We start from the raw sequence: 12,432 nt of genomic DNA, 5'->3' as shown, positions 1-12,432 counted from the left end.
GCTTATTCATGTATCGATCAGTATCACTGCGTGCCGCAGTGTGTTTGAGTACCCTTCTCCCGGCGGCAATGCTGCAAGCAGCACCCGACGCCGATGTAGAAGCCCTGAAACGGGAACTTCTGGAACTGAGACAACGATACGAACAACAACAACAAGCGCTGGCGGTACTTGAACAACGGGTCCGCCAGGTAGAAGAAACACCCGCGGCCCCACCGCCAAAACGGCTGGCGAAATCGCCGTCCGACATGAAAGGCAATCGCGTCGCCGCCGGAGCCGCCACAGGCACCGGTGCGGCCGCTGCATCGGGAGGCGCCGCCGGGGGCAGTGGCGCTTCCTATGGCCAATCGCTGGCCGATGATTCACAACCGGCGCAGAGCGTTTCCAACCTGTATGACGAAGCCAGTGGTTTCTTTGGCGGCGGCAAGTTCAGCGTGGAAACCGGCCTGACCTATTCACGCTACGACACCCGTCAGTTGATCCTGAACGGGTTCCTTGCGCTGGATTCGATCTTCCTGGGCAACATCAACCTCGACCGGATCAAGGCCGACACCTGGACCCTGGACCTCACCGGCCGCTACAACTTCGATAACCGCTGGCAGTTCGACCTGAACGTGCCGGTGATCTATCGCGAGTCGACGTATCAATCCGGAGGCGGCAACGAGGGCGCGGCTGGCGTAACAACAGAAGAAACCGTCACCAAGGATCCAACCATTGGCGACGTCAACTTCGGTATCGCCTACAAGTTCCTCGACGAATCGGTCAACACCCCGGACGCCGTCGTCACCTTGCGCGTCAAGGCGCCGACCGGCAAAGACCCGTTCGGCATCAAACTGCGCCAGACCGACGCCAACTCCAACCTGTTCGTCCCCGACACCCTGCCCACCGGCAACGGCGTCTGGTCGATCACGCCGGGTATCTCGCTGGTCAAGACGTTTGACCCGGCGGTGCTGTTCGGCAGCCTTTCCTACACCCACAACCTCGAGGAGTCGTTCGACGACATCAGCTCTACGGTCAATCAGAAAAACCCGGGCAAGGTTAAGATTGGCGACAGCTTCCAGATCGGCGCCGGTATCGCCTTCGCGCTCAACGAGAAGATGAGTATGTCGTTCTCGGTCTCCGACCTGGTGCAACGCAAGAGCAAGCTGAAACAGGACGGCGGCGATTGGGAATCGGTAGTGTCCAGTGATGCCAACGCCGGTTACTTCAACGTCGGCATGACCATTGCGGCCACCGACAACCTGACGATCGTGCCGAACTTGTCGATCGGTATGACCGATGATGCGCCGGACTTTTCGTTCAGCCTGAAATTCCCGTATTACTTCTAAAAGCAAAAGATCGCAGCCTTCGGCAGCTCCTACATTGTTCCGTGTAGGCGCTGCCGAAGGTTGCGATCCTTTGATCTTCAGCTGATTAACGAATCTGATGCTTATGCAACAACCGATAAAACGTAGGCCGCGAAACCCCTAAAACTTTCGCGGCCACACTCAAATTATCACTGTGCCGGTTCAACACATCACACAACGCCTGCCGTTCCGCCCGGGTCTTGTAGTCTTCCAGCGTGCCCATCGGCGTGGCGATGGAATGCTGGCTGATCAACCCTAAATCCCGCGCCTCGATCTGGCGGCCCTCGGCCAACACCAACCCACGCCTGACCCGGTTAGCCAGCTCGCGCACATTGCCCGGCCAGTCGTGCTTGCCCATGGCAATCAGCGCGTCTTCGCTGAAGCTTCTTGGTCGGCGCCCGGTTTCGTGGCTGTAGAAGTGCGAAAAATGGTTGGCCAGCATCGACAGATCGCCATGACGTTCACGCAACGGCGCTGTGACCACTTGGAGGACGTTCAGCCGGTAATAAAGGTCTTCACGAAAGCGCTTCTTCTCGATTGCTGCTTCCAGGTCAACGTGGGTTGCGGCCAACACGCGCACATCCACCGGTATCGGCTGACTGCCCCCTACCCGTTCAATATGCTTTTCCTGCAGAAAGCGCAGGAGGTTGGCCTGCAATTCCAGCGGCAGGTCGCCGATTTCGTCGAGGAACAACGTGCCGCCATTGGCCGCTTCGATGCGTCCGACCTTGCGCTGGTGTGCGCCGGTGAACGCGCCTTTTTCGTGGCCAAACAATTCGGACTGAATCAAATGCTCTGGGATCGCCCCGCAGTTGATCGCTACGAACGGTTTGTTGTGGCGCTGGGATTGGCGGTGCAGGGTGCGCGCGACGAGTTCCTTGCCGGTGCCGCTTTCGCCGCGAATCAGCACGGGCGATTCGGTCGGGGCCAGTTTGCTCAGCAGTTTGCGCAGTTCGCGGATCGGCTTGCTGTCGCCGAGCAGTTCGTGCTCCGGCTGATCGACATGAATCGTACCCTGCCCGCGCAGGCGTGCCATGCCGAAGGCGCGACCGAGGGTGACCTGTACTCGGGAAACGTCGAAGGGCAAGGTGTGGAAATCGAAGAACCATTCACAAACGAAATCGCCAACGTTCTGCAAGCGCAGGACTTCCTGATTGAGCACAGCGATCCATTCGGTGCCGCTGCGGCTGATCAGCTCTTTGACGGCTTCGGGTCGTTCCAGGTGGTAGGGCTGCAAACGCAGCAGGCCGACATCGCAGGCCCGGGATGCGGCGTTTTCCAGATTACAACTGTCGACATCCCAGCCTACGGCGCGCAATCCGGGCAACAGGCGATAACAGTCGTCGCAGGGATCGACCACCAGTAAACGTCTCGATGCAGGCGCTTCGCTCATGACTGTTCCTTGGCGCCAAATTTGATAAATGATCGTAAAAACAGTCATTTGGCAGACCCGGTTGTAACACTAGCAAGATTTTGACGGGGGCTTGTACCGATTGCTTATAGGGCGGGTATTAAAAGAGTTATAAGAATGTCAGTTGTTAGTTAGCTATCGACTATTTGATTTGTTCTGAATAGCGGCGCCTGATTCGAAAATTTCTTTGTTTCACGTGTGACCCGCCCCCCGGTTGCGTGCATCAGTACAAGTAACCCGCCGCACGGTAAGCCCAACCGACGGCACATCATTTGATTGGGCGCCAATAGAGAGAAGACCCCATGACTGCCCCGCTGCGTATCAACGAAGCTCTTTTGATTGCCAACCACGCGTTCAAGCCTTTTCAATGCGTGGCCTGGGCGCCACAAGACGGCAATGGCGAACTGAGCCTGACCGTCGTCGACCGCACCAACTCCCACATCGGTCGCAAACAGATCCCGAGCAGCGCCTACTCTGACCCGGCGCAACTCGAACAACTGCTGCAGCAGGCCCGCGCCGAGCTGAGCGAAGACGGCCACAAGTTGCAATCCTGGTCGATGCCACACTGATAACCGAACTAGGGCGGATGACGTTAAAGTCATCCGCCCTAGTTGTATGCGTAGTCGAACAATCAACGTAGTTGCAATGCCGTTTCATCGAAAGTACTTGGCTCGCTTGCGAGTGGTTCAACAAGACACTGTTCTGGCACAGTGCGACCGTCCTTCTGTTAGTTCCCCCAGTTGTACTTCTCGCGGTTCAGGGATTGAATGTTTCGCTCGTGCAGTCAGCCTCCCAACCACTGGGTATCGGCTCAGGCACAAGGAGACGCGTGCATGTCCACCCTGAGCCCTTACGCGCTGCCTACTGCATGGACCGCCCCCGGTTCGCTCGACCCGACATTCGCCATTGGCGGTGTTGCGCAGGTGTACTTTGCCGGCAGTTTGTCCAGCCAGACCCAACATGTCGAGCTTGATGCACAGGGCCGGATTCTGGTGGCCGCCAAGGTCGGTACATCCAAGGGGAGTCGTTTTGGCCTGGCGCGGCTGCTGGCCGATGGTTCGGCGGATTTGTCGTTCGGCTTTCAGGGCAGCGTGATCGGCAGTTTCGTCGAGGGTTTCGAAGCCAAGGCCGGCAAGGTTCAGGTGTTAGCCGACGGCAAGATTCTGCTGGCCGGCCTGCATTATGAAGACACCCAACGCACCCTGCCCGCCCTCGCCCTGTTCGATGCCAACGGCCAGCCAGACCGATTCTTCGGCGATGACGGTTTCCAGGTGGTGCGACTGCCCGGCGAGCTGTCCATGGGCACCCGCGACAACTGGTTGCCGCCGGGCGTGCCGGGCGTCGAAGCCTGTGACTTTGTGGTGCAGGAAGACGGCCGAATTCTGCTGATCGCCAACCATCATTTCAGCCTTGCCGACCACGCCGGGTTGCTGATTCGCCTGCAACCCGATGGATTTCTCGACGAATCATTCAACGGACGCGGATTTGTAGTGGTCCGCCACCTGCTGCTCAATACCTGGCTGAGCACGCTGTTGTTGAAGGAGGATGGGCGCATCGTCGTCGCAGGTTCCATCGACTTTCCTCAGCAAGGCCTGCTGGCGGTGTATCGGCCCGATGGCAGCCTGGACGAGCGCTTCGCCGTCGATGGCTTCATGGCCTTCAAGGCCCACGGCAATAGCGCTCAGGTCAGCCAGATCATTGAGTCCGACGACAGGCTTTATTGCTTCGGCAGCAGCCGCGATCCGATCCGCTGTTTGACGTTTGTCCTGCACGCCAACGGTCGACCGGACCTGCACTGTCATCATGGCCAGCCACAGGTGTTGGACATCGGCCCCAGCGGATGCCAATGGAACGCCGCCCGGTTGATGAGCGACGGCCGCATCGTCGCCGTGGGCGCGACCATCGGCGGAGTCGAAGCTGACTTCATGGTGGCGCGCTATCAACTCGATGGCAGCCTTGATCCAGCGTTCGGTGAGGGCCATGGCTGGTTGCGCACGCGACTGGGGCGAAGCCTCGATACCGCCAATTCACTGACCGTACATACTGACGGGGCGATTGTGGTAGGTGGCTATTCGCTGGATGGCAACTACCGGGCAATGGTTGCGCGTTATCTGAATCCATAGAGCATTCAACAGGATCGAGGTATCGGCGACTTGATCTTCCCTGAAACATCCGGCAACTTTCGCGCTTCTAAATAAAAGGAGCAGCCGATGTCCGGTTCAATCGCCCAGGCGTTCGCGCACAACTTCCTCGGGCAATCGCCACGCTGGTACAAGGCGACCATCGTCGGTTTTCTCATTCTCAACGCCGTGGTGCTGTTCACCATTGGCCCGGTCGCCGCAGGCTGGTTGCTGGTGATCGAATTCATCTTCACCCTGGCCATGGCCCTCAAGTGTTATCCGTTGATGCCTGGCGGCCTGCTGTTGATTGAAGCGTTGCTGTTGAAGATGACCACGCCGCAAGCGCTTTACGATGAGTTGCTGCACAACTTTCCGGTGATCCTGCTGCTGATGTTCATGGTCGCTGGCATCTACTTCATGAAAGATCTGCTGCTGTTTCTCTTCTCGCGCCTGCTGTTGGGCGTGCGCTCGAAAGCGATTCTGGCGCTGATGTTCTGCTTCTTGTCGGCATTTCTTTCGGCATTTCTTGATGCGTTGACCGTGACGGCGGTGATCATCAGTGCGGCTGTCGGCTTCTACTCGGTGTATCACCGCGTCGCGTCGGGCAATGATCCACGCAAGGACAGCGAATTCGCTGACGATCAGCATTTACCGTCGCGACACCATGACGACTTGAATCAATTCCGCGCATTCCTGCGCAGCCTGTTGATGCATGGCGCGGTGGGCACAGCACTCGGCGGGGTTTGCACGTTGGTGGGTGAGCCACAGAACCTGTTGATCGGCCATGAAATGGGCTGGCATTTCGGCGAGTTCTTCCAGAAGGTTGCCCCGGTGTCGCTGCCGGTACTGGCGGCGGGTCTGGTTACTTGCGTGCTGCTGGAGAAGCTGCGCTGGTTCGGATACGGCACGCTGCTGCCGGACAACGTCCGCGCCGTGCTGGCGAACTACGCTGCCGAGGACAACGCCAAACGCACGCCTCGTCAGACGGCGGCGCTGCTGGTGCAAGGGGCGGCGGCGCTGATCCTGATTGGTTGCCTGGCGTTTCACCTGGCTGAAGTCGGCCTGATCGGATTGATGGTGATCGTATTGATCACCGCGTTTACCGGGATCACCGACGAGCATCGCCTGGGCAGCGCGTTCAAGGACGCCATGCCGTTTACCGCGCTGCTGGTGGTGTTTTTTGCCGTGGTGGCAATTATTCACGATCAGCATCTGTTCGTCCCGCTGATCGAGTGGGTCTTGGCGCTGCCAATGGATCAACAGCCGGGCATGTTGTTCATCGCCAACGGCTTGCTCTCGGCGATCAGCGACAACGTATTCGTTGCGACCATTTACATCACCGAAGTGAAACAGGCTTTTCTTGCCGGACACATGACTCGCGAGCACTTCGAAACGCTGGCGATTGCGATCAACACCGGCACCAACCTGCCGAGTGTGGCGACACCGAATGGTCAGGCAGCGTTTCTGTTCCTGCTGACCTCGGCGATTGCACCGCTGGTGCGGTTGTCGTACGGGCGCATGGTGTGGATGGCGGTGCCGTATACCGTGGTGATGGGACTGCTGGGCTGGTATGCGGTGAGCTATTGGCTCTAAGCAACACTGAATAAACCTGTGGGTTACCGGGGTTTGCACGCGCCGCGAAAACCTGTGGGAGCGAGCCTGCTCGCGAAGAGGTCGTGTCAGGCAACGAATCTGTTGAATGACACACCGCCTTCGCGAGCAGGCTCGCTCCCACATTGGTTTTGGTGTTGGGTCAGTGCGTGAGGATGTATTTCTCGATCGCCAGGACCACGCCGTCTTCAGTGTTTGGCGCTGTAACGACATCAGCCTGGTGCTTCACCGCCTCTTCCGCCTGGCCCATGGCAATCGAAAAGCCAGCGCATTTGAACATCGCCGGGTCGTTGCCGCCGTCGCCGATGACAGCGGTTTGCTCCAGCGGCACGCCGAGGTATTCGGCGATGGTCGTCAATGCCGTGCCTTTGTTGGCCTCAAGCGCCGTAACGTCGAGATACACCGGCTGCGAGCGCGACACTTGCGCCATACCGTTGACCTTGGGCAGGAGCTGCGCCTCCAGCTCAATCAGCAACTCAGTGTTGCTGCTGGTAGCGACGATCTTGTCGATGCGCTCCAGATACGGCTCGAAACTCTCGACCACCACCGGCGGATAGCCGAGGCCGCTCTGTTCACGCGGCACCATCGGCCCGTGCGGGTCCTTGAGCAGCCAGTCGCCGCCGCTGAACACCCAGATTTCCACCTCCGGTTGATCGGCAAACTGCGCCAGCGCAATCAGCGCGGTGGTTGCCGGCAAATAATGCGCGGCCAACAAAGTGCCGTCCGCTTTGACGATGGTGCCGCCATTGAACGCCGCTGTCGGCAGATCAACGCCTAGCGCCTCGATCTGCTGCAACATGGCTTTCGGCGGGCGGCCGCTGGCGAGGCTGAACAGCACGCCGGCCTCGCGCAGCGAGCGCACGGCTTCGATGGTGCGTTGGTTCAGCGTGTGATCCGGCAGCAACAGCGTGCCGTCCATGTCGCTGAGCAGAAAACGTATGGGTTGTTTCGGCAAATCACTCATCCCAGGCCGTGCCAGACGCGACCATCGCGAGTCAGGAGATCTTCGGCTGCTTGCGGGCCATCTTCGCCGGCCGCGTAGGTCTCGACGCTCGCGTCCTGCTGCCAGGCATCAAGGAAAGGCTGCACGGCTCGCCAACCGTTCTCGATGTTGTCGGCACGCTGGAACAGCGTCTGGTCGCCGGTCAGGCAGTCGTAGATCAAGGTTTCGTAGCCGGTGGAAGGCTGCATCTCGAAGAAATCCTTATACGCAAAACCCAGCTCGATATTGGCCATGTTCAGCGCCGGCCCCGGCCGCTTGGCCAGCAAGTCGAACCACATGCCTTCGTTTGGCTGGATCTGGATGCGCAGGTAAGTCGGTTGCAACTCGTCGACTTCGGTGTCGCGGAACTGTGCGTACGGCGCCGGTTTGAAGCAGATGACGATCTCTGTGTCGCGCACGCTCATGCGCTTGCCGGTGCGCAGATAGAACGGCACGCCGACCCAGCGCCAGTTGTCGATCATCACCTTGAGCGCCACGTAGGTTTCGGTGGTGCTGTCGGGCGACACGTTGGCTTCTTCGCGATAACCCTTCAATGGCTGGCCATCGCGCTCGCCGGCGCGGTACTGGCCGCGCACCGAGTTGGCCCGGGCTTCTTCCGTCGACCAGGGACGAATCGCCCCGACCACTTTGGCTTTCTCGCCGCGCACCGCGTCAGCGCCGAAAGCAGCCGGCGGTTCCATGGCGACCATGGCCAGCAACTGGAACAGGTGATTGGGCACCATGTCGCGCAGTGCGCCGGTGTGCTCGTAAAAGCTGCCACGGGTTTCCACACCGACGGTTTCCGCCGCGGTGATCTGCACGTGGTCGATGTAATGATTGTTCCAGAACGCTTCGAACAGGCTGTTGGAGAACCGGCTGACCAGAATGTTCTGTACGGTTTCCTTGCCCAGGTAATGGTCGATCCGGTAGATCTGCTTCTCGCTCATGACCTTGAGCAGGCACGCGTTCAAGGCTTCGGCGGTCTGCAGGTCGGAGCCGAACGGCTTCTCGATCACCACTCTTCTGAACGCTTCGGGGGTTTCTTCCAGCAAACCGGCGCTGCCGAGGCGGCGCACCACTTCACTGAAAAAACGTGGCGCGGTGGCCAGGTAGAACACCGCATTGCCGGTGCCGCTGTCGGCGATTTTCGCCGCCAGGGCTGAATAAGTGCTGTCGTCGAGGAAATCGCCCTGGACGTAGCTGATGCCTTTGGCGAGCTTGGCCCACAAGACCGGATCAAGCATCTGATCGCCCTTGCCGACCTTCGCCGCCACTTCAGTACGGATGAAGTCTTCGAGCTTCTGCGCAAAGGCTTCATCGGTAATGGCGTTGTGATCAACGCCGACGATCCGCAGATTGTCGTCGAGCAGGCCGTCCCGACTGAGGTTGTACAGCGCCGGCATGAGCAGGCGCTTGACCAGGTCGCCGTGGGCACCGAACAGGAACAGCGTGGTCGGTGGTGCGGGTTCTGCCTTGGATTTTCTGCGGATCGTATGGGTCATTTCTTCGGTGTCTCCACGTGGCCGCCGAAGCCGAAGCGTTGTGCCGACAGGATCTTGTCACCGAAGGTGCCCTGCCCGCGCGAGCGGTAACGGGAGAACAGCGAGTTGGACAGCACCGGTACCGGCACCGCTTGCTCCATGGCCGCTTCGATGGTCCACTGGCCTTCGCCGCTGTCAGCCACGGAACCGGAGAAACCGTCGAGCTTCGGATCACTGGCCAGTGCGTCGGCAGTCAGGTCAAGCAACCACGACGACACCACGCTGCCACGACGCCAGACTTCAGCGATATCGGCCACGTTCAGATCAAAACGCTGATCTTCCGGCAAGCGTTCGCTGGATTTGGTCTTGAGAATATCGAAGCCCTCGGCGAACGCGGCCATCATGCCGTACTCGATGCCGTTGTGAATCATCTTCACGAAGTGCCCGGCGCCGGCGGGACCGGCGTGGATGTAGCCATGCTCGGCGCGGTGGTCATCGGACTTGCGGTCCTTGGTGCGCGGAATGTCGCCCATGCCCGGCGCCAGTGCGGCGAACAGCGGATCGAGACGCTGCACGGTTTCGGCATCGCCACCGATCATCATGCAATAACCGCGTTCCAGGCCCCAGACGCCGCCGGAGGTGCCGACGTCGATGTAGTGCAGGCCCTTGTCGTTCAGCGTTTTGGCCCGGCGAATGTCGTCCTTATAGTTGGTGTTGCCGCCGTCGATGATGGTATCGCCGGGTTCGAGCAGTTCGCTCAGGGTGTTGATGGTGTCTTCGGTCGGTGCGCCCGCCGGCAGCATGACCCAGACAGCACGCGGCTTGTCGAGGCCGGCAACCAGCGCTGGCAAATCGGCGACGCCGGTGGAGCCCTCGGCGACCAGGTTATCGATGAAAGCGGTATTGCGGTCGTAAACAACGGTGGTGTGCCCGTTGAGCATCAGACGTCGCGCAATATTGCCGCCCATGCGGCCCAGTCCAATAATCCCGAGTTGCATGTGCTGATGCTCCTTACTACAAATAAATGTGTGTCATTGGTTATAGCCCAACGCGACTGATGGAGGTTAGTCCAGAGCGTTGCGATGAAGTTTCCGGGCATTGTGCCCGATCCAGAGTGATAACGCCCCGAATCCTGCCGAAGACACACCGACCATGAAAAATAAAAAAGTTCCCTTCCAGGGCAAAAGAAATCAAAATTGGCGCCGATAGTAAGTCAAGCGCCTCAAAACGAGGAGTGACTTACAGTTGATGCACGCCATTTGCGAGGTGAGCAATGGGCACAGTACATACAGCAATGCCGCCACAAACCCTCTACGTTACGATCCGTCGCGATGAATTGCGCCAGTTGAAAGACGAGCGCGACCAGTTGAAGCACGAATTGGCGCAATTGCGCGCACTGACCCAGGGCTCGCAGCCGCAACCGCGTCCGGTTGTGCAGCGCGCACCCCAAGCCTGATCCCCGCCTGCTTCGGGAACGGCCCTCGTCGTTCCCGATACGTTGCACCTCTGACCGCTTGATACACACCAACAGCGGCGCTTAACAAATCTTTCACAAGCCCTTGGGGATACTTCGCCCCATTCTGGCCGTGCCTGCGTGTACGGCCTCTGTTCGTCGGTGTCATGGAAGCGTTTCCGGCGTGGGTCTGATGATTGAGCTGGAGCGCTGAATGGCATTGTTCAAACGCAGCAAAACGACTGCGACCGGTTTCGACTGGGCCGGATTCATCTGGTTGTTCGTCTTCTTCTGGTACTTCTCGGGCATCACTCAACTGCTGATCCAGCTGACCGGCACGTCTGGTTTCACGGGATTCCGTCAGGCGTTCGTGATGAGTGCACTGTGGCTGGCGCCGATGTTGCTGTTTCCTAAACAGACCCGCGTGCTTGCGGCGATCATCGGCGTGGTGCTGTGGGCTTGCTCGATGGCCAGCCTGGGTTACTTCTTCATTTATCAGCAGGAATTCTCGCAGAGCGTCATCTTCATCATGTTCGAGTCGAACGTGTCGGAAGCCGGCGAGTACATGACGCAGTATTTCGCCTGGTGGATGATCCCGGCGTTCCTCGCCCATACCGCGTTCGCCTACTTTCTGTGGACGCGCCTGCGCCCGGTGTACATGCCCCGTGGTCGCGCACTGGTTGCAGCCACCGCAATCGTGATCGCCGTGGCCGGCTACCCGCTGATCAAACAAACCATGCGCATGGGCAATTTCGCCGAAGGCTTCGAGAAATTCGAAACCCGCATCGAGCCCGCCGTGCCGTGGCAGATGGCCGTGGCCTATCACCGCTATCTGGAAACGCTGGGGGACATGCAAGGCATGCTCGACAGTGCCAGCAAGATCCCGCCGCTGAAAAACCTCAAGGACGCCTCGGCCGGGCAACCGGCGACGCTGGTGCTGGTCATCGGTGAATCGACCAACCGCCAGCGCATGAGCCTCTACGGTTATCCGCGCAACACCACGCCGGAACTGGACAAACTCAAGGATCAACTGGCGATCTTCGACAACGTCATCACTCCGCGCCCGTACACCATCGAAGCGCTGCAGCAAGTGTTGACCTTCGCTGACGAGCAGAACCCCGACCTGTACCTGTCGACGCCATCGCTGGTCAGCGTGATGAAACAGGCCGGTTACAAGACGTTCTGGATCACCAACCAGCAGACCATGACCAAGCGCAACACCATGCTCACGACCTTCTCCGAACAGGCCGACGAGCAGGTGTACCTGAACAACAACCGCAACCAGAACTCGGCGCAGTACGATGGCGACGTCATCGAGCCGTTCAACAAGGCGCTGGCCGATGCGGCGCCGCGCAAGCTGATCGTCGTGCACCTGCTCGGCACGCACATGAGCTACCAGTACCGATATCCGCCGACGTTCGACAAGTTCAAGGATCGCCAGGGCGTTCCGGCTGGCGTGCGTGACGATCAGGTACCGACCTACAACAGCTATGACAATGCCGTGCTGTACAACGACTTCGTGGTCTCGAGCCTGATCAAGGACTACGCCAAGACCGACCCGAATGGCTTCCTGCTGTACCTCTCCGACCACGGTGAAGATGTCTTCGACTCCGCCGGTCACGGCACGCTGGGGCGCAACGAAAACAAACCGACCGCGCCGATGTACACCATCCCGTTCATGGCCTGGGCCTCGCCGAAGTGGAAGGAAAACCACGACTGGAACTTCGCCGGCGACCTCAGCCGCCCGTACAGCAGCTCGCAACTCATTCACACCTGGGCGGATCTGGCCGGGTTGAGTTCCGATGAACTGGATCGCAGCAAAAGCCTGGTCAGCGACAGCTTTGTACCGCGCAAGCTGTTGATTGGCGACCCGTACCAGGCGCCGAGGCGCGCGTTGATTGACTTCAGTTTGATGAAGCCCAAACACCCCGCTCCGGCGGAAGTCGCGCAGAAGTAAAACGACAAAGGGCCGAGAAGGCCCTTTTTTGTGCCTATCGGCCGCGGTGTTTCTGTAATACGCCGCAATATTTG

General features: G+C 59.3%; 10 protein-coding genes. 6 read left to right on the top strand and 4 right to left on the bottom strand.

The genetic code is table 11. The features are described 5' to 3' along the window. Positions 1 to 8 precede the first annotated feature (8 nt). A complete protein-coding gene (locus FEE99_RS17880) occupies positions 9 to 1,325 on the top strand; it encodes a hypothetical protein (RefSeq protein WP_041479694.1) in 1,317 nt (438 codons plus the stop codon). An 85-nt stretch (positions 1,326 to 1,410) separates the two neighbouring features. Here the strand turns inward: FEE99_RS17880 and FEE99_RS17875 are convergent, their stop codons facing one another. Further along, positions 1,411 to 2,736: a sigma-54 dependent transcriptional regulator gene (locus tag FEE99_RS17875; RefSeq protein WP_041479695.1), complete on the bottom strand. Its 1,326-nt coding sequence runs from the start codon at positions 2,734 to 2,736 to the stop codon at positions 1,411 to 1,413. Between the two features lie 320 nt (positions 2,737 to 3,056). Between FEE99_RS17875 and FEE99_RS17870 the strand changes: the two genes are divergently transcribed. From FEE99_RS17870 to nhaB, 3 genes are all read left to right on the top strand, one after another. Beyond that, complete coding sequence (locus FEE99_RS17870) at positions 3,057 to 3,323, top strand: hypothetical protein (protein ID WP_016774677.1); 267 nt, start codon at positions 3,057 to 3,059, stop codon at positions 3,321 to 3,323. A gap of 264 nt (positions 3,324 to 3,587) precedes the next feature. Continuing rightward, complete coding sequence (locus FEE99_RS17865; RefSeq protein ID WP_041479696.1) at positions 3,588 to 4,877, top strand: hypothetical protein; 1,290 nt, start codon at positions 3,588 to 3,590, stop codon at positions 4,875 to 4,877. Between the two features lie 87 nt (positions 4,878 to 4,964). Continuing rightward, positions 4,965 to 6,467 carry a sodium/proton antiporter NhaB gene (nhaB, locus tag FEE99_RS17860; RefSeq protein WP_041479697.1) on the top strand — a complete coding sequence of 501 codons (1,503 nt, stop codon included), beginning with the start codon at positions 4,965 to 4,967 and terminating at the stop codon, positions 6,465 to 6,467. Between the two features lie 160 nt (positions 6,468 to 6,627). Here the strand turns inward: nhaB and FEE99_RS17855 are convergent, their stop codons facing one another. Genes FEE99_RS17855 through gnd form a run of 3 tightly spaced genes read right to left on the bottom strand, consistent with a single transcriptional unit; the run spans position 6,628 to position 9,946 of the window. Then, positions 6,628 to 7,449, bottom strand: a complete 822-nt coding sequence (locus FEE99_RS17855) for a Cof-type HAD-IIB family hydrolase (protein ID WP_041479698.1) — start codon at positions 7,447 to 7,449, stop codon at positions 6,628 to 6,630. After that, positions 7,446 to 8,969 carry a glucose-6-phosphate dehydrogenase gene (zwf, locus tag FEE99_RS17850; RefSeq protein WP_041479699.1) on the bottom strand — a complete coding sequence of 508 codons (1,524 nt, stop codon included), beginning with the start codon at positions 8,967 to 8,969 and terminating at the stop codon, positions 7,446 to 7,448. The genes FEE99_RS17855 and zwf overlap by 4 nt, the downstream gene beginning before the upstream one ends. Further along, positions 8,966 to 9,946 carry a phosphogluconate dehydrogenase (NAD(+)-dependent, decarboxylating) gene (gnd, locus tag FEE99_RS17845; protein WP_041479700.1) on the bottom strand — a complete coding sequence of 327 codons (981 nt, stop codon included), beginning with the start codon at positions 9,944 to 9,946 and terminating at the stop codon, positions 8,966 to 8,968. Before gnd ends, zwf begins: the two co-directional genes overlap by 4 nt. A 275-nt stretch (positions 9,947 to 10,221) precedes the next feature. On the opposite strand from gnd, the gene FEE99_RS17840 reads away from it, so the two are divergent. Then, positions 10,222 to 10,404: a DUF6026 family protein gene (locus tag FEE99_RS17840; RefSeq protein ID WP_041479701.1), complete on the top strand. Its 183-nt coding sequence runs from the start codon at positions 10,222 to 10,224 to the stop codon at positions 10,402 to 10,404. Positions 10,405 to 10,615: 211 nt separating this feature from the next. Beyond that, positions 10,616 to 12,358: a phosphoethanolamine transferase CptA gene (locus tag FEE99_RS17835; RefSeq protein ID WP_041479702.1), complete on the top strand. Its 1,743-nt coding sequence runs from the start codon at positions 10,616 to 10,618 to the stop codon at positions 12,356 to 12,358. Positions 12,359 to 12,432: the final 74 nt, after the last annotated feature.

Source organism: Pseudomonas sp. ef1 (assembly GCF_007293365.2).
Classification (GTDB): Bacteria; Pseudomonadota; Gammaproteobacteria; order Pseudomonadales; family Pseudomonadaceae; genus Aquipseudomonas; species Aquipseudomonas siliginis.
The sequence above is the reverse complement of the archived record's forward strand: the minus strand, read 5'-3'. Positions and strand labels throughout refer to the sequence as shown.

What these genes read in the sequence shown, in the direction of transcription:
- FEE99_RS17865 (WP_041479696.1), top strand. Translation starts at nt 3,588, where the DNA reads ATGTCCACCCTGAGCCCTTACGCGCTGCCTACTGCATGGACCGCCCCC.
- FEE99_RS17880 (WP_041479694.1), top strand. Translation starts at nt 9, where the DNA reads ATGTATCGATCAGTATCACTGCGTGCCGCAGTGTGTTTGAGTACCCTT.
- FEE99_RS17835 (WP_041479702.1), top strand. Translation starts at nt 10,616, where the DNA reads ATGGCATTGTTCAAACGCAGCAAAACGACTGCGACCGGTTTCGACTGG.
- zwf (WP_041479699.1), bottom strand. Translation starts at nt 8,969, where the DNA reads ATGACCCATACGATCCGCAGAAAATCCAAGGCAGAACCCGCACCACCG.
- FEE99_RS17855 (WP_041479698.1), bottom strand. Translation starts at nt 7,449, where the DNA reads ATGAGTGATTTGCCGAAACAACCCATACGTTTTCTGCTCAGCGACATG.
- gnd (WP_041479700.1), bottom strand. Translation starts at nt 9,946, where the DNA reads ATGCAACTCGGGATTATTGGACTGGGCCGCATGGGCGGCAATATTGCG.
- FEE99_RS17840 (WP_041479701.1), top strand. Translation starts at nt 10,222, where the DNA reads ATGGGCACAGTACATACAGCAATGCCGCCACAAACCCTCTACGTTACG.
- nhaB (WP_041479697.1), top strand. Translation starts at nt 4,965, where the DNA reads ATGTCCGGTTCAATCGCCCAGGCGTTCGCGCACAACTTCCTCGGGCAA.
- FEE99_RS17870 (WP_016774677.1), top strand. Translation starts at nt 3,057, where the DNA reads ATGACTGCCCCGCTGCGTATCAACGAAGCTCTTTTGATTGCCAACCAC.
- FEE99_RS17875 (WP_041479695.1), bottom strand. Translation starts at nt 2,736, where the DNA reads ATGAGCGAAGCGCCTGCATCGAGACGTTTACTGGTGGTCGATCCCTGC.